General features: G+C 33.8%; 17 protein-coding genes. 8 read left to right on the forward strand and 9 right to left on the reverse strand.

Features of this window, described 5'->3' with window-relative positions:
- Positions 1 to 43 precede the first annotated feature (43 nt).
- From Q4Q47_RS10270 to Q4Q47_RS10280, 3 genes are all read left to right on the forward strand, one after another.
- Complete coding sequence (locus Q4Q47_RS10270) at positions 44 to 2,911, forward strand: TonB-dependent receptor (RefSeq protein ID WP_303306569.1); 2,868 nt, start codon at positions 44 to 46, stop codon at positions 2,909 to 2,911.
- Between the two features lie 188 nt (positions 2,912 to 3,099).
- Entirely contained in the window at positions 3,100 to 6,111 is a 3,012-nt protein-coding gene (locus Q4Q47_RS10275; protein WP_303306570.1) for a SusC/RagA family TonB-linked outer membrane protein, read from the forward strand.
- 18 nt (positions 6,112 to 6,129) lie between these two features.
- The gene (locus tag Q4Q47_RS10280; protein ID WP_303306571.1) at positions 6,130 to 7,446 is read left to right on the forward strand and encodes a RagB/SusD family nutrient uptake outer membrane protein; all 1,317 of its coding nucleotides are present in this window, start codon (positions 6,130 to 6,132) and stop codon (positions 7,444 to 7,446) included.
- Positions 7,447 to 7,590: 144 nt separating this feature from the next.
- Here Q4Q47_RS10280 and Q4Q47_RS10285 read toward each other — a convergent pair whose 3' ends face one another.
- From Q4Q47_RS10285 to Q4Q47_RS10300, 4 genes are read right to left on the reverse strand one after another with little or no spacing between them, the layout of a single operon-like run.
- Positions 7,591 to 11,151, reverse strand: a complete 3,561-nt coding sequence (locus Q4Q47_RS10285) for an efflux RND transporter permease subunit (protein WP_303306572.1) — start codon at positions 11,149 to 11,151, stop codon at positions 7,591 to 7,593.
- A 22-nt stretch (positions 11,152 to 11,173) separates the two neighbouring features.
- Entirely contained in the window at positions 11,174 to 12,343 is a 1,170-nt protein-coding gene (locus tag Q4Q47_RS10290; RefSeq protein ID WP_303306573.1) for an efflux RND transporter periplasmic adaptor subunit, read from the reverse strand.
- 13 nt (positions 12,344 to 12,356) lie between these two features.
- Entirely contained in the window at positions 12,357 to 13,700 is a 1,344-nt protein-coding gene (locus Q4Q47_RS10295; RefSeq protein WP_303306574.1) for a TolC family protein, read from the reverse strand.
- A gap of 1 nt (position 13,701) precedes the next feature.
- Positions 13,702 to 14,307: a TetR/AcrR family transcriptional regulator gene (locus tag Q4Q47_RS10300; RefSeq protein WP_303306575.1), complete on the reverse strand. Its 606-nt coding sequence runs from the start codon at positions 14,305 to 14,307 to the stop codon at positions 13,702 to 13,704.
- A 123-nt stretch (positions 14,308 to 14,430) separates the two neighbouring features.
- On the opposite strand from Q4Q47_RS10300, the gene Q4Q47_RS10305 reads away from it, so the two are divergent.
- The 5 genes from Q4Q47_RS10305 (at position 14,431) to Q4Q47_RS10325 (ending at position 18,913) form a co-directional block, all read left to right on the forward strand.
- Positions 14,431 to 15,405: a polyprenyl synthetase family protein gene (locus Q4Q47_RS10305; RefSeq protein WP_303306576.1), complete on the forward strand. Its 975-nt coding sequence runs from the start codon at positions 14,431 to 14,433 to the stop codon at positions 15,403 to 15,405.
- Positions 15,406 to 15,448: 43 nt separating this feature from the next.
- A complete protein-coding gene (locus Q4Q47_RS10310) occupies positions 15,449 to 15,796 on the forward strand; it encodes a hypothetical protein (protein WP_303306577.1) in 348 nt (115 codons plus the stop codon).
- A gap of 422 nt (positions 15,797 to 16,218) precedes the next feature.
- Positions 16,219 to 16,653: an RrF2 family transcriptional regulator gene (locus Q4Q47_RS10315; protein WP_303306578.1), complete on the forward strand. Its 435-nt coding sequence runs from the start codon at positions 16,219 to 16,221 to the stop codon at positions 16,651 to 16,653.
- Between the two features lie 51 nt (positions 16,654 to 16,704).
- A complete protein-coding gene (ric, locus tag Q4Q47_RS10320) occupies positions 16,705 to 17,436 on the forward strand; it encodes an iron-sulfur cluster repair di-iron protein (protein ID WP_303306579.1) in 732 nt (243 codons plus the stop codon).
- A gap of 262 nt (positions 17,437 to 17,698) precedes the next feature.
- Positions 17,699 to 18,913, forward strand: coding sequence for a hypothetical protein (locus tag Q4Q47_RS10325; protein ID WP_303306580.1), 1,215 nt, complete (start codon positions 17,699 to 17,701; stop codon positions 18,911 to 18,913).
- 128 nt (positions 18,914 to 19,041) lie between these two features.
- On the opposite strand, the gene Q4Q47_RS23830 is transcribed toward Q4Q47_RS10325, so the two are convergent.
- From Q4Q47_RS23830 to Q4Q47_RS10350, 5 genes are all read right to left on the reverse strand, one after another.
- The gene (locus tag Q4Q47_RS23830) at positions 19,042 to 19,278 is read right to left on the reverse strand and encodes a cytochrome C oxidase subunit IV family protein (protein ID WP_303306581.1); all 237 of its coding nucleotides are present in this window, start codon (positions 19,276 to 19,278) and stop codon (positions 19,042 to 19,044) included.
- Position 19,279: 1 nt separating this feature from the next.
- Positions 19,280 to 19,921: a cytochrome c oxidase subunit 3 gene (locus tag Q4Q47_RS10335; RefSeq protein ID WP_303306582.1), complete on the reverse strand. Its 642-nt coding sequence runs from the start codon at positions 19,919 to 19,921 to the stop codon at positions 19,280 to 19,282.
- Positions 19,912 to 20,889, reverse strand: a complete 978-nt coding sequence (locus Q4Q47_RS10340) for a DUF438 domain-containing protein (protein WP_303306583.1) — start codon at positions 20,887 to 20,889, stop codon at positions 19,912 to 19,914. Before Q4Q47_RS10340 ends, Q4Q47_RS10335 begins: the two co-directional genes overlap by 10 nt.
- Before the next feature lie 28 nt (positions 20,890 to 20,917).
- Positions 20,918 to 22,693, reverse strand: a complete 1,776-nt coding sequence (locus tag Q4Q47_RS10345) for a nitric oxide reductase activation protein NorD (protein ID WP_303306584.1) — start codon at positions 22,691 to 22,693, stop codon at positions 20,918 to 20,920.
- A gap of 67 nt (positions 22,694 to 22,760) precedes the next feature.
- Positions 22,761 to 23,534 carry a CbbQ/NirQ/NorQ/GpvN family protein gene (locus Q4Q47_RS10350; protein WP_303306585.1) on the reverse strand — a complete coding sequence of 258 codons (774 nt, stop codon included), beginning with the start codon at positions 23,532 to 23,534 and terminating at the stop codon, positions 22,761 to 22,763.
- Between the last annotated feature and the right edge of the window lie 132 nt (positions 23,535 to 23,666).

Raw genomic sequence — 23,666 nt, forward strand, 5'->3', positions numbered from 1 at the left:
TTTTTTAGATATTTAAAGATAACTAATTCAAATAAAATACATTATGAGCAAATTTTTACAATTTAAAACGCTTCTAACTTTGTTATTTTTTATGCCTGTAATAGCTTTTTCGCAGCAGGTTTCAGGTACGGTAACAGATGAAGCAACAAATTTGCCTTTAGCAGGGGCAAATATTATTATTAAAGGGACCACTACTGGAACCATTTCAGATTTTGATGGAAACTTTACTTTAAACGCAGATGGTTTCCCAATAACTTTGGTGGTGTCCTCAGTAGGATACGATACCCAAGAGGTGAGTGTATCTTCTTCTCAAAAGGTTACTATAGCTTTAAAGGAAGGTGTTGCTTTAGATGAAGTCATCTTAATCGGGTCAAGAAATCCAAGTAGAACAGCCGTAGACACTCCTGTTCCAGTTGATGTTATTGATATTTCCGAATTAACATCGCAAGGTCCACAAGTTAATTTAAATCAAATTTTAAATTTTGTAGCGCCTTCATTTACATCTAATACTCAAACAATTTCTGATGGAACCGATCATATTGACCCTGCTTCTCTAAGGGGATTAGGTCCTGATCAAGTGCTTGTTTTAATTAATGGGAAACGAAGACATAATTCTTCTTTGGTTAATGTTAATGGAACCTTTGGACGTGGTAGCGTGGGGACAGATTTAAATGCTATTCCATCCGGAGCCATTCAACGATTAGAGGTTTTACGTGATGGTGCAGCGGCCCAATATGGATCAGATGCCATTGCTGGGGTTATCAATATTGTGTTAAATAGTAATGTAAATGAACTAACTTTAAATGTCACTACAGGAGCTAATTTTGCTAAAAACGCTAATAATCAAACTGGAGGCGTTGATGGAGGAACAGTTAATGTAAGTGCAAATTATGGAGTGTCTTTAGGAGACAAAGGAGGATTCATCAATTTCACTGGTGATTTTGATTATAGAGAAGACTATAGTAGAATGAAAGAATGGGAAGGCAATATTTTTAATCTTTATAATACTGTAGAAAGATTTGCCAATAACGATGGTTATAATTTATCTGATTTACTAGACGATGATGTAGCCGATGTTATACAATATGCTAATGCAGCAGGTATTAGTTTAGGAGGTGCAAGCACTAAAGCAGATTTACAACCTATTTTAGAAGTTGATAATACGGATGCCGAATTAGCTGCCAGAGGTTTGGTTAGAAGTGATTTTAACATGCGTGTTGGCCAATCTGAGGTAAGAGGTGGAAGGTTCTTTGCAAATTTATCTTTGCCCCTAGACGATAATGGTACAGAATTATACTCCTTTGCAGGAGCAAGTTCCAGAAAAGGAAATTCTGCCGGCTTTTACAGATTGCCAAATCAAAGTAGAACGTTTACTCCGGCATATATCAATGGTTTTTTACCAGAGATTAACTCAACGATTACAGATAAATCTTTAGCAGTTGGAATTAAAGGTAAAATAAATGACTGGAATGTAGATTTAAGTAATACTTGGGGTAAAAATGCATTTTTGTATACTATAGGAAACACCTTTAATGCATCACTTCAAAATGCGTCTCCAACAACCTTTGATGCTGGAGGGTTTAACTTTATGCAGAATACCGTTAATTTAGATGTGAATCAATTTTTTGATGATATTTTAAGTGGTTTAAACATAGCGTTCGGAGCTGAGTATAGGCTTGAGAATTATGAAATTATTGCAGGAGAAGAGGCTTCTTATGGGCAATATACAGCTGCAGGCGAGTTAATAACGTTGCCAACTCAGAATCCTTCAGAAAATTTCTTTGGAAGTGGCAGACCGGGAGGTTCTCAGGTATTCCCAGGGTTCAGTCCTGCTAATGAGCTATCTAGAGACAGAAATAGTATCGCAGGATATTTTGATTTGGAAGCAGATTTTTCAGAGGCATTTTTAGTAAGTTTTGCAACACGTTTTGAAGATTATTCAGATTTCGGTTCAACCATTAACTTTAAGCTGGCAACCAGATTAAAAGCTAGTGAAAATGTTAATATAAGAGCCGCTTTAAATACAGGCTTTAGAGCGCCTTCATTACACCAGTTAAATTTTAATTCAACGTCTACAATATTTCAAGATGGCATTCCTGTTGAAGTAGGAACATTTTCAAATGATAGTCGTGCGGCAAACCTTTTAGGTATCCCGCAATTAAAAGAAGAAACGTCTCAAAGTATCAGCATAGGTTTTACAGCAAAACTACCTGATGCAAATTTAACCTTTACTGTTGATGGCTATTTTGTGGGAATTGATGATAGAGTGGTTTATACTGGGCAATTTAGAGGACCTGGAACAGGAACTGAATTAGATAATTTGCTTTCTCAAGCCAATGCTTCGGCAGCCTCATTTTTTGCAAATGCTATAGATACAGAATCAAAAGGTTTAGATATTGTTATTACACACAAAGCCAACATAGGGGCCAATGCAAATTTAAAGTCCGATTTGTCGGGAACATTCTCTAAAACAAAAAAAGTAGGCGCTATTAAAGCATCTCAGGTTTTAGAAGATGCTGGCTTAGTAGGCACTTATTTTCCTGAAGATAGTAGAATTTATCTAGAAGAAGCTGTGCCTAGAACGAAATTAAATTTAACTAATAACTTAACAACAGGCAAGTTTAATGTATTCTTGAGAAATGTTTGGTTTGGTGAAGTTTCAGAAGCTACAACAAATGTAGCTAACCAACAAGTGTATGGTTCTAAATTAGTAACCGATTTATCTTTCGGTTATAAAGCTTCAGAAAGCTTAACATTAACGGTAGGAGCAAATAACTTGTTAGATGTATACCCAGATAGAACCATTGAAGCAAACCGAAGTAGTGGTCGTTTCGATTGGTCTAGACGTTCTCAACAATTTGGTGTCGCTGGACGCTTTCTTTTTGCCAGACTTAGCTTTAAGTTAAAGTAAGAAAATAAAGACTTTATTTTGAGGGTCCCATGAATATTCATGGGGCTTTTCGTGTTTATTCTGTTTTGATATATTCTTAAAAATACTGGTCTAATTTTGTTAAATTCTTAATTTATGTAATTAGTTTTTATGAATATCCATATTTTTTTTAGATATTTAATGCTGACTAATTTCAAATAAATTACATTATGAGCAAAGTTTTACAATTTAAATTGCTTCTAACGTTGTTATCTTTTATTCCAGTAATTGCTTTTTCACAGCAGATTTCGGGAACGATAACAGATGGAGCTACAAGTTTGCCCTTGCCAGGTGCAAATGTTATTATTAAAGGAACACAAATTGGAACAACATCCGATTTTGATGGACGTTTTAGTTTAAATGTTAGCAGCTTTCCTGTGACATTAGAAATTTCTTCTTTAGGGTTTGAATCCATTGAAGTCGTAGTAAATGAGGTTAGAACAGTAAATGTCACTTTACAAGAGTCAGCTGAGTCTTTAGAAGAAGTGGTGATTACAGGTTTAGCATCCTCAATTAAGCGGAGTAATGCTGCGAATGCTGTAGCATCTGTTTCTGCTGATGATTTGGCAGGAAGAACACCACCACAAACCTTAGATGGGGCCTTGGCAGGGAAGTTTTCCGGAGCTCAAATTACGGCTGCTTCTGGTGCCCCTGGAGGAGGCATATCTGTAAAGCTTAGAGGGGTGACTTCTATTAATGCTAATGGACAACCGCTTTACATTATAGATGGCGTCTATGTAAATAACAATAGTATTTTTGCTGGCGGATTAAATGAAGTTTCTGATGCAGCAGGAGGTGGTGCAACCTCTGTTGATTCTCAGGATAATGCATCTAATAGAATTGCAGACATTAACCCTGATGATATTGCGAATATTGAGATATTAAAAGGAGCTTCTGCTTCTGCTATTTATGGAGCTCGTGCCGCAGCTGGTGTTGTAATTATTACAACTAAAAGAGGTAAACAAGGAAAGACAAAAATTAAATTTTCACAAGCCTTAGGTTGGAATGAAGCTATTAATCTGCTAGGTACAAGAAAATGGACAGCTGATTTAGCTGAAAATGGTAATACCGCAAATGGTGCTGGAAGAGGAGGACGTGTTGGTGCTGGTGCTTTATTTACAGCAGCACAAAATGCAGGTAAATTGGTTGATTGGGAAGATGAAATTTATGGAGAGAAAGGTTTCATTACAAATACCAATATTAGTGTTTCTGGAGGAAATGAAAAAACGACATTCTTTGGTAGTTTTACTAATAATGAAGAAGATGGTATTGTTAAAAGAACAGGCGCTGAAAAAAAGTCATTTAGAGTAAATGTTGATCACAAAATAACGAGTAATATTAAATTGGCTTTAACAGGTAATTATATAAATTCTAGTGCAGACAGAGGCTTTTTTAATAATGAAAATAGTGGAACTACAATTGGAGTGACACAATTATTTTCCAGACCTTGGGATGATTTTTTCCCAGTTAATGGTATTTATCCTGATAATCTAACAGGAAGTTCAAACCCAATACACACACGTGATGTGATTACTAATAATGAATCAGTAGACAGGATTATTGCAGGAGCTGGTTTAGATATTAATTTATTTAGTACAGATAAACAAAACCTAAAATTGTTTTTAAAAGCAGGGTTTGATAACTATACACTAAAAACAACAGTGTTTTTTCCTAGAGAATTACAGTTTATGAATCCAGTAACTGGTTCATTGGGATTGGATGGATTGACATCAGATGGAACAACTCAAAATACCGATGCTAATTATTCGGCTTTTTTAGTTCATAATTATACTACGGATAACAATATTAATTTTAAAACCCAGGCGGGGGTAACTAATAACCAATTTGATCAAAATACGGTTAGAGTGACTTCAAATGGGCTAATAGCTTCAGAATCAAATGTAGATCAATCCACAAATGTAGGCGTGACTCAAACTAGACTGATACAGGAGGACTTTGGGTTTTTTGTTCAGGAGGAAGTAAATTATCAAGATAAAATTATAGGAACTTTAGGTATAAGAGGTGATAAATCATCAAACAATGGTGATGCTAATGAGTACTTCTATTATCCTAAGGCGTCAGTGGCTGCTAATTTACATAATTTGTTTAGCATGCCGGAAACCATGCAACTAAAGCTTAGAACCGCATATGGTGAAGCTGGAAATTTCGCGCCTAATGGAGCCTTATTTTCACGGTATTTGAATACATTAATTAATGACCCTTCGGGAAATCCAAATGTAGGAATCATAACATCTAACACATTAGGCGACCCAACCATTCAACCAGAACGCCAAAAAGAATTAGAACTAGGGTTTGATTTAGGTTTATTTAATAAGCGCGTGTCTTTAGAATTTACTTATTATAAAAAAGATGTAGAAGATTTAATTCTTTCTGCTGATAATCAAGGATCTTCTGGTTTTTCATTTCGTTGGGCCAATGCTGGTGAATTAGAAAATAAAGGTGTTGAAATAGCATTAAATGGAAGAGTATTTGATGATGAAGACTTTTCTTGGGATACGGGAATTATTTACTTTAAAAACAAATCTGAAATTACCAGATTAGATGTAAACCCGTTTAATACACAAGGGTTTAGAACGAGTTTAGGAACCTTTAGAATTGTAGAAGGAGAAAGTGCAACAGCAATATTTGGTAATGATGCTAATGGTAATCCTGTTGTGATGGGTGACTCAGAGCCAGATTTCCAAATGTCTTTTAATAATAATCTTAAATATAAAGATTTTACTTTATCATTTTTGTGGCATTGGAAAAAAGGCGGCGAGAATGTAAATTTAACACGTCTACTTACAGATGATTCAGCAACAAGTCATGATTATGACGACCTTACCTTAGATCCAGCTGGTGCAACCATAAATGGATTATATAGACTTGGTACTTTAGGGAATGGTACAAATGCGTACATCGAAGATGCTGGCTATTTAAAATTAAGAGAGGTTGGGTTGTATTACAACATTCCTAGCAATAATTTAAAGAAATGGTTTAACGGCAATGTTTCAGATATAAAAGTAGGATTATCAGGTAGAAACTTAATTAATATTTTTGATTATGATAGTTATGACCCTGAGGTGTCGAATTTTGGTTCAGCAGCGGCTGGAATTGGTATAGAGGTGGCTCCGTTTCCATCATCAAAAAGATTTATGTTTCACTTATCAGTTGGACTTTAATACTTAAAAAATAATAATATGAAAAATTCAAATAAAATAAAAATATTGACCATATTCTTCGCATTGAGTATTGCTTTTTCTTGTAGTCTCAACGAAGGGGAAAGTTTAAATGGACCTCAAATTACTTCAATTTCTGAAGGACTCTCAAGACCAGAACTTCCACAGGTGGTTGCTGGAATATTATCAGATATGAGAATTGACATGGAAACAGAAAGAGATGTATTATCTGTATTAGGGAGAGAATATTGGCATCTTCAAAGTTCTGACCCAGGATGGGGGACAGAATTGGCTGCTGGATTGTTGAGTAATACGGCATTTTTTATAAACAGACCATATACTGCAAGGTACGCTGTCGTTAAGGAATGTAATATTCTATTAGAAAGTTTAGAAGCGGAAAGCACTATTACAATTTTTTCTTCAGATGAAATAGCTGCTATTAGAGGGTTTGCAAATACAATAAAAGCTCATGAATTGCTATCGGTTTTAAATTTGGTATATCAAAATGGGATAAGAACAGATGTGGCTGACCCTGATAATTTAGGCCCTTTTGAAACTTATGATGCAGCATTAACTACCATTGCGGGGCTTTTAGATTCCGGCTTTACAGATCTTACTACTGGAGGAGAAGTGTCTCCTAACACTTTAGGTGTTTCTTACATAGAATTCAATAGAGCTATTGCAGCTAGAGTTGCAGCATATCAAGGAAATATGGCAGGAGTTTTAAGTGCACTATCTGATTCTTTTATGGATATAAATGGTGACATGAATTTGGGTGCTTATTTTCGATATTCAGCTGCAGGAGCAGATCAGTTAAATCCATTGTTTATTGCTTTGAATTCTGGCGATACAGGAGCTGCCGTAGCTTATCCCGATTTTATAGAAACCCCTTCTGTACCATCCTTCGAGCCTGGAGATACAAGATTAAATAAGGTTGTTGCTCGTGCTGACTTCCCTGTTCAATTAGAACTTGCTGGTATGGCTGGAGCATATGATGTATGGATATATCAATCTAGTACTGACCCTGTAGGAATAATAAGAAATGAGGAATTATTATTATTATATGCAGAGGCCAATATGGTTACCAATCCTGGTGAGGCAGAAGCAGCCATAGATGCTGTTAGAGCAGCTGCAGGATTAGGTGTAATTGGTGCTGGAAATGTTGATGAAGATCAAATTATATTTGAAAGACGGTATTCTCTTTTTGGAGAAGGTCACCGTTGGATTGATATGCGACGTTTTGGAAGGCTCGCTGATATAAACCAAAGTTTTGATAGAGCTGGTGATATATCGCCAGTACCTAGTCAATTCCCTATTCCCCAAAGTGAGGGACAATAATATTAAAAGGTATTCTCATAATTGAATAAAAATGAAAAGCCTCAACATGACGTTGAGGCTTTTCTGCTATTAATCAATCCTTTGTAAAGGTCTAAAGGATTTTTGTAACAACTATATTTCAAGCTGTTTTAGTTAAATTAGAAATTAATCTAATCGTTTATCCATATTAAAAACTTCTTGAGGCTGGTTATTCGTACTTAAAACCTCTTTCAGTTCATTTTTTGAATATTTAGCTACTCTATTGCTATACAACCACATTTTAAATTTGGTTACTAAATAGAACAGTATAGGCACCACTATTAATGTTAGGAATGTCGCAACAAATAATCCATAAATAACAGTCCAAGCCAATGGCCCCCAGAAAATGACATTGTCACCTCCCATGTATATGTGTGGGTTGAACTCACTAAACAAAGTAAAGAAGTTGATGTTTAATCCGGTTGCTAAAGGAATTAAACCTAAAATAGTCGTGATAGCTGTTAATAATACAGGACGTAAACGCGCTTTCCCTCCTTTTATAATCGCTTCTAATAGATCCGAAGTTTCAAGATATTCATCATCCTCTAAATCGTGTTCTGCTTTTTTTCTGTCAATTAAAAGTTGCGTATAATCTAAGAGTACCACACCATTATTTACAACAATACCAGCTAATGAAATAATACCCATCATGGTCATCATAATTACGAAAGCACTACCGGTAGCAACAATACCGCCAAATACACCTATTAAACTCAAGAAAATGGCGAGCATAATAATCCCTGGCTTAGAAACAGAGTTAAATTGGAAAATTAGAATAAAGAAAATCAAGCCTAAACCTGTAAAGAAGGCACCCATTAAAAATGCCATTTGCTTATTTTGTTCCTCTATTTGGCCTGTATAATCCACTTTAACAGATGCAGGTTGTTCCGTGTAACTCTGCATTTCATTTTGAATTTGTGTAACTATGGCTCCAGCATCAGTAAATCCAGGCGCTAAAGCAGAGTATAATGTTACCACACGTCTAACATCTCTATGTTTTATAGCACTAAATCCAGAGGTGTTATTTTGCTTAGCGACTGTAGAAACAGGAATTTCTTTTATTTGTCCACTAGCAGGATCTCTAAAGGTGATTTTTTGGTTGAAAATAGCACTAGTATTATACCTGTTTTCTTCATTAAAACGCACATAAATATCATAGTCTTCCCCATCTTCTTTATAAATGCCTGCTTTGGCTCCAAAAATAGCATTACGCAATTGTTGACCAACCTGACCAGAAGTGACACCTAATTCTCCGGCTTTTTTCCTATCTACCTGAACTTGCATGGCTGGCTTTGATTTGTTTACATCAATTTTTAATTCGTCAATACCTTGAATATTTTTCGAATTGATAAAATCACGCATTTTCTCAGCGGTTGCAATCAGTTCAGAATAGTCGTTGCCTTCTAATTCAAGATTTATAGGATAACCTGCTGGTGGACCAACAGCATCTTTTTCAACTGAAATAGCAACACCAGGGTAAACATCTTTTAAATCTTCCTGTACTTTTTTAAGGAGAACATTACTATCGGCTCCATCTCTAAATTTATATTCACGCATGGTAGCTGTTATTTTACCACGATGCGGCATTTCTGCTTGAGAACCACCATCAGTTTGCGGGTTTCCTGCACCTGCACCAACTTGAGACACAGCACTTTCGGTTAAGAAATTAAAATCACCATGCATATAAGCTTCTTCGTTTATAATTTTATAAACACGCGCTTCAATATCATTTGTAATAGCATTGGTTTTTTCAATATCTGTCCCTTCGGGGTATTCTATATATACTATAATTTGATTTGGCGTATTATCCGGGAAAAACTCCACTTTTGTACGTTGACTTCCAACAGATGCTCCAAAGCCCATAAAGGCTATAATTAGCAAAACAAATGTTCCGATAGCAATAATAGCAGGTTTCCTTCCGCTTAATGCGCCACGAAGTGTTTTTTCATAAAAACGTTCCCATTTAGGTAATACATTATTTTGAAACCCATTAGCCCAGCCTCTTAAGAATAAGCGATACAACCAAAGTAAAATAACAGTAACTATCATTAAGGTTCCCAAACCTCTATAGCTTCCACCAACAAGCATAATGAATAAACCAAGACCTCCAACAATTGCAGAGATTTTGATAATGTTTTTTAAAGGCATGTCTTTATCCTCGGTAGTCATAAATTGAGATACCATAACGGAGTTAAAGAAGATAGCCACAAATAGAGAGGAGCCTAATACGACCGATAGGGTAATTGGGAAGTAAATCATAAATTGCCCCATAACGCCAGGCCATAAACCTAATGGAATAAATGCGGCTACTGTTGTTGCTGTAGATATGATAATTGGGAAAGCAATTTCGCCTATCCCTCTCTTAGCCGCTTCAATACGGCTCATACCTTCCTCACTCATTAAACGATAGACGTTTTCAACAACTACAATACCATTATCTACCAACATTCCAAGCCCCATAATAAGACCGAAAAGAATCATAGTATTCATAGTATATCCCAACATGTTTAAAATCATAAGAGACATAAACATAGACATCGGGATCGCAAAACCAACAAACAGGGCATTTTTGAATCCTAAAAAGAACATTAAAACGGTTACCACTAGAATGATACCAAATATGATATTGTTTACTAAATCATCAACCTGTCCAATAGTTTTTGAAGATTGGTCGTTTGCCACAGTGACTGTTAAATCCGGAGGAAATACGTTGTCAACGGCCTCTTTAATGATCACTTCAATTTGTTCTGCAGCAGCCACCATGTTTTTTCCAGCACGCTTTTTAACGTCTAACATCACAACAGGTGCGCCAAATTCTCTGGCGTAAGTTGTTTTGTCCTCATCTTTAAAAGTAACTTGAGCAATATCTTTTAAATAAATAGGGTGCTCTTTTTCAGATTTTACTACAAAACTTTCAAGTTCATCTGGTTCATCAATTTCACCAATAATTCTAATAGTACGTCTCTGTCCGCTTGTAATTAAATTACCGGCAGACATCGTCATATTTTCTCTGCTAATCGTATTAATGATATCATCAAAACTTACTTGAGCTGCCATCATTTTATAGATGTCTACGGCCACTTCTACTTCTTTTTCCTGAGCACCTCGAATATCAACTTGCTTGATTTCCTGCAAACTTTCAATCTCGTCTTCCAGATATTCCCCGTATTCCTTTAATTTGTCGATAGGGTAATCTCCAGAGATATTAATATTGAGGATTGGAATCTCCTCAGACATGCTTAAATCGAAAATATTAGGTTCTACTTTAGCCCCATTAAATGTTGGCCAATCTTCGCCAGACGTTTCTGTATCTACTTCGTCTTTTACTTTTTGTTTTGCTGCATCGACAGAAATATTCTCATCGAATTCTACAATAATAATAGAATAGTCCTCTTGAGATGTCGATGTGATTTCAACAACATTACTAACCGTTTTGAGCTTGTCTTCAATAGGGTCAGTGATGAGTTTTTCAATATCCTCGGCAGTATTCCCTGGATACACAGAGCTGATATAAATTTTGGTTTCTTTAATTTCCGGGAAACTCTCTCTGGGCATACTAAAATAGGCACCAGCACCAAGAAACAAGATCAAGGCAATTAAAACATACATGGTTGTTTTATTGTTAATTGCCCATGACGATAAACCAAACTCTTTATCTACTTTCTTTTGTTTTTTATTTTTACTCATTAGTTTTTAGAATTTAGTTTGATTATTCTACAACAAGTATTTTTACTTCTTGTCCATCTTTAACGCTTCTAGCGCCTTCATCAATAATCTCATTACCATTATCTAAACCAGAAAGGACTTCTATATAATCGCCTTGTGTTTTTCCAGTTTCAATAATAACACGTTTTGCTTTCGCTTTGTTTTCAACTTTATCAGTTACGGTATAAACATATTGTTGACCTTCGGCATTTTCAGAAATAATACTTTGAGGTATTAATATGGCTTTTTCGTTTTTATAATCGTTAATTTTAAGCTTCGCTGTTAAGTTGGGCTTTATAGATTTATCTTTATTTGAAACAGCCACTTCAATTTTAAAAGTTCGGTTTGCAGGATTTATAAAATTTCCTGCCTGACGAATTTTTGCATCCATCTTTTTTCCAAGTATCGGAAATTCTACCTGTACATCTTTGCCTGGTGTTATATTAGAAATGTAACGCTCCGGTACATCTGTTTCAATGTACATGTCTCGAAGATTTACGATTCTAAAAAGTTGGGATTGTCCTGGGGCAACCACACTTCCTTGTTCTGAAATAACATCGTCGATAGTACCAGAAAATGGTGCACGAACCACTGTTTTTCCAACTTGTTGTTGTAATTGATTAACAGCTCTTTGCTGTGCCTCATAAGTAGATTTAGCTTGCAAATACTGAATTTCACTTCCTATTTTTTGATTCCATAAACGTTCCTGACGTTCAAAAGTTGTTTTTGCTAACTCAGCTTGAATTTGTAGTTGTGCTACTTGTTGGCTTAAACCACCGTCATCAATTTTTGCTAGTATTTGTCCTTTAACTACTTTTTGTCCTTCTTTAACATAAACTCTTGTTAATGTTCCTGAGTATTCAGGGTATATTACAAGGTTTTTCTTTGTGCTCACATTTCCTTGTAATTCTACATAGTGATTAAACACAGCTTCCTTTGTCTCAAAAGTGGTAATTAAAGGAATTCTTTCTTGTGGATCCAGCTTTTTAATTTCTGATTCTAATTGCTTTAATTGCGAAGAAATTTCCTGAGCAGAAGCATCTAATTCTGCTTTCTTTTTTCTTATCTGTTCTAAATTTCCAGAAGCTATAATATCTTCAACAGCCATTTTTTTATCGGCTCCACAAGATGCTAAAACAAGTGTTACGAATGATAGGATTAATATATTTTTCATTGTTTATGATTGATTAATTGTTAATAGTGTTTAATACTGTTTCTAATTCAGCTTTTTTATTTATGACATCAAGCATGGCTTGTAAAAACTCTTGTTGAGAACTGTATAATTGTATTTGGGCTTGTCTTAATTCGAAACTTGAAGCAATCCCTTCGAAAAACTTCGTTTGGTTTTTCTGCTCTATACGTTCAGCCAGATTCAGATTTTGCTTTTTGTTATCGTAATCTTCAATAGCAAATTGATAATCACTTTTTGCTGATGCTATTTGAAATTTTAATTTTTGCTGAGTCTCAGTTAAGTCTTCTTTTGCTTTTTCAAGATTTATTCTAGCGCGTTGCGTTGATGCGCCTCTTCCACCAGAACTAAAAATTGGAATATTCATACTAACACCCACTAATGAGGAACCAAACCATGTTTGATCTTTTTTTAGAAAATCAAAATTTTCGTTATTTCCGGAATAGCCACCATTAATAAACCCTTTTAATGTTGGTAATGCCTTACTTCTTTCAAGTTTTAAAAGAAGCTCTTTTGATACCTTGTCATTTTCTGCAATTCTAAAATCAATATTATTTTCTATATTCTCTTCAGCATTAAGGAGATCTAAGGTAATGTTTTGTGCTGTTAAGCTTTCTAAATTATCAGTCAACATGGTTTTAGAATTTATTTCTGTCCCCAATGTTATATTTAACATTTGGTATGCTAATGTTTTTAAACGAGTCGTGTTATTTAAATTACTTTCAACACCAGATAATGTAATTTGTAACTGTTCTACACTCTCTTCTTCTTCTAGACCGTTTTCATATATTTTAGTAGTTTCGTTAAGGTTTTTCTTTAAAACTGCTATGTTGCGTTCTAAAATTTTTACGCTTTCTTCGGCTAGTAATACATTTCCGTAAGCGTTTATTACGGCTTTTCTAACTTCTAAATCGGTTTTTTCTTTAGCATTTTTAGAGATTTCTAAAAACACTTTTGCTGATTGCAAACCAACCAAATATGAACCGTCAAAAATTAATTGCTCTAACTTTACTGTGGCATTTAAAGTTTGTTTAGTACCAAATGCAACTTCAGAAAACTCTCCAGGATTTCCTCCAAAAAACTCCGCTGGGATCAAAGAAACTTGTTGCTTTAACCAATTATTATAATCAATACTGGCACTTATTTGAGGTAATCCAATAGTTGTGGTTTCCCACTTTTGTTTTTCAGCTGCTTTAATATCTCGTGCTGCATTTTTTGCAGTTCTGTTGTTTTCTAATGCAAAATCTATCGCTTCCTGTAAGGAGAAACTTTTAGTGTTTTCCTGAGAAAACATGGCAATAGAGCATAATAAACTAAATATTAATATTAGTTTGTTCTTCATTTTATGATTGATTTGATGTTATAAATTTGTTTAATATATTAAAGCCTTTTTCGGTAACGATGGCTCTTAAATGATATTCTAAATAACTCTCCATTAAGTAATCCATAGTATACATTGTCAGTGGAAAAATGGAGCCATCTTTTATACCCGTCATACCATTAAAATACATTCTGGATATAAAATCTACATTAATATTTGATCTGAATAATTCGGTGTCAACACCTTTTTGAAGGCTATCTTTAACCGAATCGTGCATCTTTTCAAATTGCCTAAGTTTTAGCACATCATATATTTGTGGATAATATTTTTTTAACTGAAATTGAGGAGATGATTTTTCACTTTTTAAGTGATGCATCACAAACATTTTAATGTCATATAATTCTTCAATAGGGTTGTTTGAAGCTTCACAAATTGTATCAATACCGTCGCAAATATTTTCAAATAGTTCAAACGTTACAGCTTCAACTAATTTAGTTTTATTTGCAAAATGCACATAAATGGTTTTTTTAGATATCCCCATTTCCTGAGCAATATCGTCCATCGTGACACTTTTAAAGCCGTACGTAAGAAACAATTCGGCTGTTTTATGTATAATCTTTTCTCTCATAATCGGCTGCAAATATATAACGGAAACTTTAAAAACCAAAAAAGTTTCCAAGGTTTTACAATTTTTTAACATATAATTTATGTAGGAACTTTTTAGTAATACTATTTACTTTATTTTTGTTTCATGCTTTCAATAGAAAAATATCAAGAAGAATTTGTTGCTTATTTAAAAAAATATTCAACATTAAAAGAACCTAAAAATCTTTATGAACCTATTCAATATATCCTGAGTTTAGGAGGCAAACGGTTGCGACCAGTTTTGACTTTAATGACTGCTGAAATTTTTAATAGCGATTATAAGAAAGCCTTGGATGCAGCGTTAAGTATTGAGGTTTTTCATAATTTTTCGTTGGTTCATGATGATATTATGGATGATGCCCCTTTACGTCGCGGACAAGAAACCGTACATGAAAAATGGGACATAAATACGGGGATTCTTTCTGGTGATGCTATGTTGATTATGGCCTATCAATTGTTCGAAAATTATAATGCTGGTACCTTTCAGTCTTTGGCAAAACTGTTTAGCAAAACTGCTATAGAGGTTTGTGAAGGTCAGCAATATGATGTAGATTTTGAAACCAGAAACGATGTTACCGTTCCAGAATATTTAAAAATGATTGAATATAAAACAGCTGTTTTGGTAGGAGCTGCGATGAAGATGGGAGCTATTGTTGCTAATGCATCAAATGTTGACCAAAATAATATTTATGAATTTGGACGAAATTTGGGTATTGCCTTTCAATTACAGGATGATTTTTTAGATGCTTTTGGAGATCCAGAAACATTTGGAAAGCAGGTTGGGGGTGATATTATAGAAAACAAAAAGACCTATCTATATTTAAAAGCCTTAGAGTTTTCCAATGAGGAAGATCAGCTTAAGTTAAAAGATTTATTTAATACGATCCCTAATGATAGTGATTCCAAAATTGGTATAGTAAAACAAATTTTTAATGCCTCTGGAGCATCAGCTATGACTCAGGAAGAAATTAAAAATTATACGAATAAAGCCTTTTTGGTTTTAGAATCTTTAGATATATCTGAGGAGAAAAAAGCACTTTTACGTGATTTTGGTCATGGTTTAATGAATAGAAACGTATAAATAATTAATTTTTCTATTTCCGCAGAGGTGGAAATCTTTAAATATGAAGTTACCTGTTACTTTTGAAGCTCTAATTGAAGAAGCCAATCAATTGGATTTATATAAAAAATTAATCCTTCAGCTTAATAAGGATTTTCTTTTAGCCAATATCGATTTAGATTTTCACGAAGAAGTTCTACCTTCAAGTTTAAAACTCTTACTTCACGAAACCGTTTACAATTTAATTCAGGAAAAATTCACCGAATATTTAAATCTGCTTTATATCATTGATGTTCCAGAAAAACAGGTTAAAGCATTAAGTGGGGACGATGTTCTAAAATTATCTGAGGACGTTTCCTTTTTAATCCTTAAGCGTGAATGGCAAAAAGTATGGTTTAGAAATAACTATTAATTGAATTTTTTTTGTTCAAAGAGCGATGTCATTCAGAGCGCAGCGAAGAATCTCATAACCTTTACACCAAATGAAAATAAAACGATTCTAGATTCTTCAGTCGTTCCTCCTTCAGAATAACATAGCGATTTCTTTTTTGTTCAAAGGTCAGTGTCATTCAGAGCACAACGAAAACCTCGAAATATAAACATCAATTATAAACAAAAGAAATACAAAACTATATGTATTAATCAATGGAACAAAAACGAATTTAGATTCTTCAGTCGTTCCTCCTTCTGAATGACATGGCACTTTGTTTTTTATTTAAAGGTCAGTGTCATTCAGAGAGCAGCGAGGAATCTTATGACTTCATGATTTTTTAATTAGGATAAATTTATCCTAATTAAAAAAATAGCTTATTTTTGTAACAAATTATAATCTATATGTTTTCTAAAGCTTGCGAATATGGTATTAAAGCATCAATTTTTATTGCGCTGAGTTCTTATAAAGGTGTTCGCGTTAGTCTTAAGGCTATTGCTAGAGAGGTTAATTCACCGGAGGCATTTACAGCTAAAATCCTTCAGGACTTGGTAAGACACGGTGTCATTAATTCCACAAAAGGAGCACATGGCGGTTTTGAAATTGAAAAAGGATTGATTTCTTCAATAAAATTATCGCATATAGTAAATGCTATTGACGGTGATGCTATTTATAATGGTTGTGGGTTAGGGCTTCATACTTGTGATGAAAACCACCCATGTCCAGTTCATCATAAATTTAAATCTGTTAGAGAAGAATTAAAATCTATGTTAGAAAACACAAATCTTGAAGAATTGGCGCTTAATATTAAGTCAGGCACATCATTTTTAAAAATGTAAAAAAAATTTGAATAAAAATAGGATAAAATTATCCGAATTAAAATAATTATTATGGAAACAACACTTAAAGACTCACAAAAACAAATCGGACAATTTGTTGCCGAAGATTTTAGAACCGCTGCAGTTTTTAGTAACTACGGTATAGACTTTTGTTGTCGTGGAGACAGAACAGTGGAAGAGGTGTGTGATAAAAATGGTATAGATACATCCGAGCTATTGGGTAAACTTAAAAATGTTTTAAGTTCGACCACTGGTCAGAATATAGATTATAAATCATGGGCATTAGATTTGTTGGTGGATTATATTGAAAAAAAACACCATCGTTATATTGCAGAGAAAGTACCTGTATTACTTCAGTTTTTAGACAAGCTTTGTAAAGTTCATGGTGAAAGACATCCTGAATTATTAAAAATTAATGCCCATTTTACAGCGTCTGCTGGGGAATTAGCTGCACATATGAAAAAGGAAGAATTAATCCTGTTTCCATTTGTTAAGAAAATGATTCATGCCGCAGTTGCTCAATCAGCTATAGAAGCACCTCATTTTGGAACCGTTGAAAATCCCATAGCGATGATGAAGGATGAACATGATAATGAAGGGGTACGTTTTAGAGAGATTGCAAAATTAACAAACAACTATACACCACCTGCAGATGCTTGTAATACCTATAGAGTGACTTATGCTATGCTAGAGGAATTTGAAAAAGATTTGCATTTACATATTCATTTAGAAAATAACATTTTGTTCCCTGAGGCTATTAAATTAGAACAACAGTTTGATTAATAGCAAGTTCTGATTAATACTGAAAAATTCCAGAAAGGTATTCTTATTACTTTCTGGAATTTTGAATTTAAGAAGCATTTATGTCATTCAGAAGGAGGGACGACTGAAGAATCTTTTAAATAGTATCATTAAGATAGTGAGATTCTTCGACTCCGACAACTGTCGGAATGCTCTGAATGACATAGGAATTTGACAGATTAGGTTGTATCGATATAACATAAAACAAAAGAACTTATTATCTTTAATCGGAGAAATAAATTTTATGCCAAAAAAACTTGTTATTACATGTTTGATTAATTTCCTAATAGCTGCTATAATGGGACTGGTGTTGCGATATACGCATATCAATCCTATGCGTTTTAACTATAGGTTTTTAACACATGCACATTCGCATATTGCCATGTTGGGTTGGGTTTATCTTATGTTGTTTACACTAATTGTACATTATTTTGTTCCTGAAAGAAAGGCTATATATAGCCGTTTATTTTGGGTAACAGAATTTACTGTTGTTGGTATGATGATTAGCTTTCCTTTGCAAGGCTATGCCGCAGTTTCTATATCATTTTCAACTTTGCATATATTCTGTAGCTATTATTTTGTTTACCTTATCTGGAAACATCAAAAAACCGATTCGTTAGTAACTCGTTATTTATTAAAAGCGTCTCTTTTGTTTATGCTTTTATCTACTGTTGGTGTTTGGTGTTTGGGCCCAGCCGTTTCTATGCTTGGTCAGGCTTCAGCATTTTACCAGATAGCGATACAATTTTTTTTACATTTTCAGTTTAACGGCTGGTTTTTACTAGCTGTTTTTGCGATACTTTTTCACGTATTAAAGATTCAGAATTCTAAGGAATTTAAATATTTTTTCAGGTTATTAATAGGGTCAACAATCTTAACTTTAGCTTTACCAGTTCAATGGTTTGTAAATCATAATGCGCTATTATACATTAATGGTGTTGGAGTATTTCTTCAAATAATGATGTTATTTTTCTTTTTAAAACTGATAATTCCAAAACTACGAGCTATTTTTATAAAGCAATCAAAACTTATAAATTTCACACTTGGTTTTGCGATGTTTTGCTTTGTGTTAAAAACGGTTTTAAGCTTATTGTCACTATTTCCAGAATTTTCGACTGTAGTTTACCAGCATCGTAATTTTATAATTGGATTTATCCATTTAGTGATGTTGGGTGTTATTTCCGGATTTTTATTTACGTATATTTTACAAAGTCAATTAATCACTTTTAACAGCACTTTGAATGTTGGGATCATTACTTTTATTTTGGGCTTTATTTTCACTGAATTAATCTTAGGCATTCAAGGTGCTCTGTTTTATTTTGGGAAAGGATTGTTGCCAAACTATTACCCGTTATTGTTTTTGTCCAGTTTATTATTACCTATTGGACTCGTTTTTATTTTGATTAATATTATTAGAACGAAAAGAGATGTTGATTTGTCATTCCTGCGCAGGCAGTAATCTACTAGTTAACGAAATGCTTCATGAATGAGTAATTTCTAATGGCATATATTTAGTAAGAGTATATAATTATTTAATATTTCTAAGATTCAAGTAGATTCCTGCCTGCGCAGGAATGACAAAATAAACTAAACCATAATCAAAAGCGCTATAACAAAAAGTACTAAAAACCCAATAATTAATACCTTCCAAAAAACATGTGCCTTTTTCATTTCCATGAATTGAAAAACAATTCCTAGAAATTTTAGTGCCGCTAAGATTAAAATGACGAGTATAACATATTTACTCTCTAGTTTAGAAAATAGTGCAGAAGCTAAAGTGAGCACTAATAAAACGATCCATGTTATTGCTGCTGTTTTGTGCATATTAAAAAAGTAAGTAAATGATAGGGAATAATATGATCCAGATTAAATCGCACATGTGCCAAAAGGCAGCACTGGCTTCAACATCTTCAATAACGGTATTTGAATTTTCTTTTTTCATTCCAAAATAAACTGAAGTCAAAATGACCAATCCAACAATAACATGGATAACATGAAACAGGGTAAGCATCCAATAAAAAGAGAAAAACGTATTGTATCCAATGCTAATGCCTTCATTTATTTTTTCGTAATATTCGAAGCCCTTCAAGCACAAAAAGAAACACCCAAAAAGCATAGCAAATAGTAATAGTTTTTTGAATGTCTCTTTGTTGCCTCTTTTTAATTCAGTTACAGAAATCGCCATGAAAAAACCACTGGTTAATAATAACATGGTGTTAACCATACCATAGGTTGCGTTTAATTTCAAGCTTGAATCATGGAACAATTCCGATTCCTGATTACCATAATACACCATCACAACTAAAGTGGCACCGAAAGTAATCAACTCTAAAAAAATAATGATCCAGATAAGAATACCTCCGGGCGGGTAGTAGATGTTTTTATGATCTATTTCTTGTGTATGCATAATACCAAACGAATTTAATCGGTTATTTTGAAGTTTATTTGGTATAACTTCTAATCCCAATCCAATAACCTTTTTTGACCTTCTAGTTTTTGAATATCTGTTATATCTTGGGACATTTCAATAACCCCCTTGTATTGCTTGTTGTTATCTCGAATAGCAAAGTATCTAATATGAATGACTCTCTCTTTAAAATTAAACCAGAATTCTGCAACATCTTTTGTTCCAGCTCTAAATTCCTCAACAATACGCAAGACCATATCGACACTTTTTGGAGGATGACAAAAGCGCACTTCACGACCAATAATACCTTTACTACGAGCAAAAACCCTGTCGTCTCCTCTATTGTAAAATATAACTTTATCATTTTCATCAACATATGTAATATCTACAGGTAAAAAACGTAGTAAAAGATTTACTTGTTCTGGGGTCATATGGCCTTCATCATAGTGAAATGTGTTTTCTAATGAAAAAGATAAATCACGTTTAGAATGGTCTTCACTTGGGTGGACGTAAGCTGTTTCTTCAATGTGGGGATAAGGTGCTGGTTTTTCAGATAACATCCAACCAATTTCTTCATCACCTATATGAAATTCTTTCCAATCATCTTCTGAAAGTAAATCCATGGCATTTGGAAATAAACGCATATCTTCAATACTTAGTAAGCGTTTTATCCCTTCAAGTAAATAAGGTATGTTATCTGTAATTTTTACTGTGTTCTTTTCTGAGTTGTAAGTATTTAATAAACGAATTTGCTCTCGTAAATTATCGTGAAAAGACCACATGCCTTGAGAAGGACCATGCCAACCATGTTTTTCTAAGTATGGGAATAATTGATTTTCCTTTCTTTTAAATCGTTTTTCAATAGTAGACAATTGATTAAAAATGTTAAAGTATTTTTGAAAATCTTCTTCAGGGTCACAATCGTACAAGTCTAATATAAGGTCTTGTATTAAGGCACTTTCCTGGTAATAAACTTTTACTGGATGTCCTACCGGTAGTTGCTCTGCAACTGTTAAAAATGAATTCATTATATTTTTTTAAATGTGATTTTAAATATTAGGATTGATGCTTTATTCGTTCGTATAATTTCACCAATGATTGTAAAAGTTCAACTGGCGTTGTGAGAATTTGATAGTGATTTTGTCCAAACATTTGTGGTAAATAATATTTTGCTTGGGCTTCAATGGCCAATGCATACGAATTTATTTGTCGTTCGTTTAACTCACGCAAGGCTTGTTTGACATCATTAATACCATACTTACCTTCGTATTTGTCATAATCGTTTGGCTTCCCGTCTGATATTAAAATCACCCATTTATTCTTAGTGTCACGTTTATCTAATAAAGCTCCAGAATGACGTAATGCGGCACCAATACGTGTGTAGCCACTAGGTTCTATGGCACCAACTCTATATTTGGCGGTATTCCAATGATCGTCAAAGCCTTTAAGACTTAAGTAGGTAGAATGATTTCTGGTTTTTGAATAAAAGCAGTCTATAGAAAAATCGATATTAAACTCATCTAAAATTTCACCAAATAGAATGGATACTTGCTTTTCTACATCTATCACGCGATTGCCTGCTGCGTAACCATCACTTGATAAACTAATATCTAACAGTAATAAAATGGATAAATCTTTTTCTTTTTTTCGTTTAGATAAATAGATTTTCTCTGAAGGGGTATGCCCAGAATGTACATCTACAAACAAGTCGGTAATAGCATCAATATCAAATTCTTCTCCTTGTGTTTGTCTACGTTGCTGCTGATACTTATTATTTACCGTTGTAAGCATCTTGCGCAATCCAACTAAGGTTGAACGATGGTTATTGAGTGTTTTTTTATAATAAGAAACATCCGATTCTAATTGTGTTTTTGGATATACTTTGCAGAAATTGTCTTTGTAAGTTCGTTTGGAATAATCCCATTCATCATACTCTAAATAATACGCACTACTTTCACTCTCTGCGCTTTCAGAAACCGTTGTATTTTCAATAAAATCTGCTTGATATACCGAATGGGCTGTGTCATCCACACGAACCGTAAACTTCATGTTTACTTCATCCAATGCATTAGAATGGTCATCTAAATCATCATCACCATCAAAATCTCTAAAATTACCTCCAAATTCTTCAGCAGTTTCTACTTTTTCAAATTGATGTTGCAAGACGGCATCTTCCATCTGTTTTTGATCTATTTGAACTGAAATTATTTCCTCAACAGCTTTAGACTTAATGATGGTTTGAGGTTGTTCCTTATTGGCTTCTTTTACTTTGTCTGTAAAGTTTTTAAGTTGTTTCTCAGAATCATCATGAGGTGAATTCCGCATCCATTTACCATAGATAAAGGAATAATCTTCAGGTTGTTTTGTGGTAGCCTTACTTTTATAATACGTTTTGAATTTTTGATGATAATTTTCGGTTATCGGAAATTGAGTAAACAGTGTTTGTAATACTTTATTTGAAGTGTCTAGAGCTTTTTGTTGAGATTCTAGAAGCACATGTTCCTGATCATCATTCCAGTTTAGATCCAAATTCTTTTGAATAGATAGATAGAGTACTCTAAACAGGTAAAATGATACATTTTCTTCTTCGGTTTTAAAATGAGAGAACTTTGTGGGTAAAAAGAAGTTATTATTTCTATAGCCACCTTCGCGCTCTGCCTCAAAAATTTCAATGGATTGTCCAGTAATAGCGCGGGCAAATATGGTAAGGCGTGATTTTACATCACTTAAATTTATAGCATGTTCAAGTTCTGCTTCCTTTTTCTTTTTTCGTTTTTTAAAAAAGAAGGCAAACTTCGTGAAAATATATTCATCTGGTTCGAATTCAAACATTCTCTTTAGTTTTCAGTTTCAGTCTCAGTTTACAATCTAGCACTGCCAACTGCGACTGAATACTTTTTCATATCATTAAATCACCCAAATCTTTAAGTGCCTGTATCACTTCTAAATCATCTGTTAAAGGTTCTATGACTGCTACATGAACAGCGAGACGTTTTGGAAGTCCTGAATGAATTAATTTTGCGGCATCTACCAATAATCGAGTAGAAACAGTTTCGGTTAACCCTAGTTCTGTAAGATTTCTGATTTTTGTGGCTATGTTAACTAATTTTTTAGCAATATCTGGTTCAACTCCAGTTTCTGCAATTAAAATTTGTGCTTCGATTTTAGGTTCAGGGTAGGCAAAAGATGTCGCAACAAAACGTTGTCTTGTAGAGGGTTTTAATTCTTTAAATCCGCGTTGATATCCAGGGTTAAAAGAAGCTACAAGCATAAAATCTTTATGTGCTTTTATGGTTTGCCCTAATTTATCTATAAACAATTCACGTCTATGATCTGTTAAGGAATGTATGGCTACAATAACATCTGGTCGTGCTTCAGCAATTTCATCTAAATATAAAATAGCACCTTCTTTTACAGCTGTGGTTAATGGCCCGTCCAGCCAAACGGTTTCGGCACCTTTAATAATAAACCGACCAATTAAATCTGTCGAAGAGGTTTCTTCATGACAAGAAATGGTGATTAATTTTGTGTTTAGTTCATACGCCATATGCTCAATAAATCGTGACTTTCCTGTACCTGTTGGTCCTTTTAGTAAAATAGGTAGTTTACATTTGTAAGCCTGCTCGAAAACAGAGACTTCTTTTCCAATAGCGTGGTAATATGGTGTACTCATTTTAGTGTTTATTAATTAATACCATTTCTACATTAAAATCATTATTTTACTTTGGTAATTTCCAAATAGAAATGGATAAAAAAACCAGAGTTATCGTTGTATAAAATTCTAACCCTGGTTTTTTGTGTGTAA

It is taken from the genome of Flavivirga spongiicola (genome assembly GCF_030540825.1).
Lineage (GTDB): Bacteria > Bacteroidota > Bacteroidia > Flavobacteriales > Flavobacteriaceae > Flavivirga > Flavivirga spongiicola.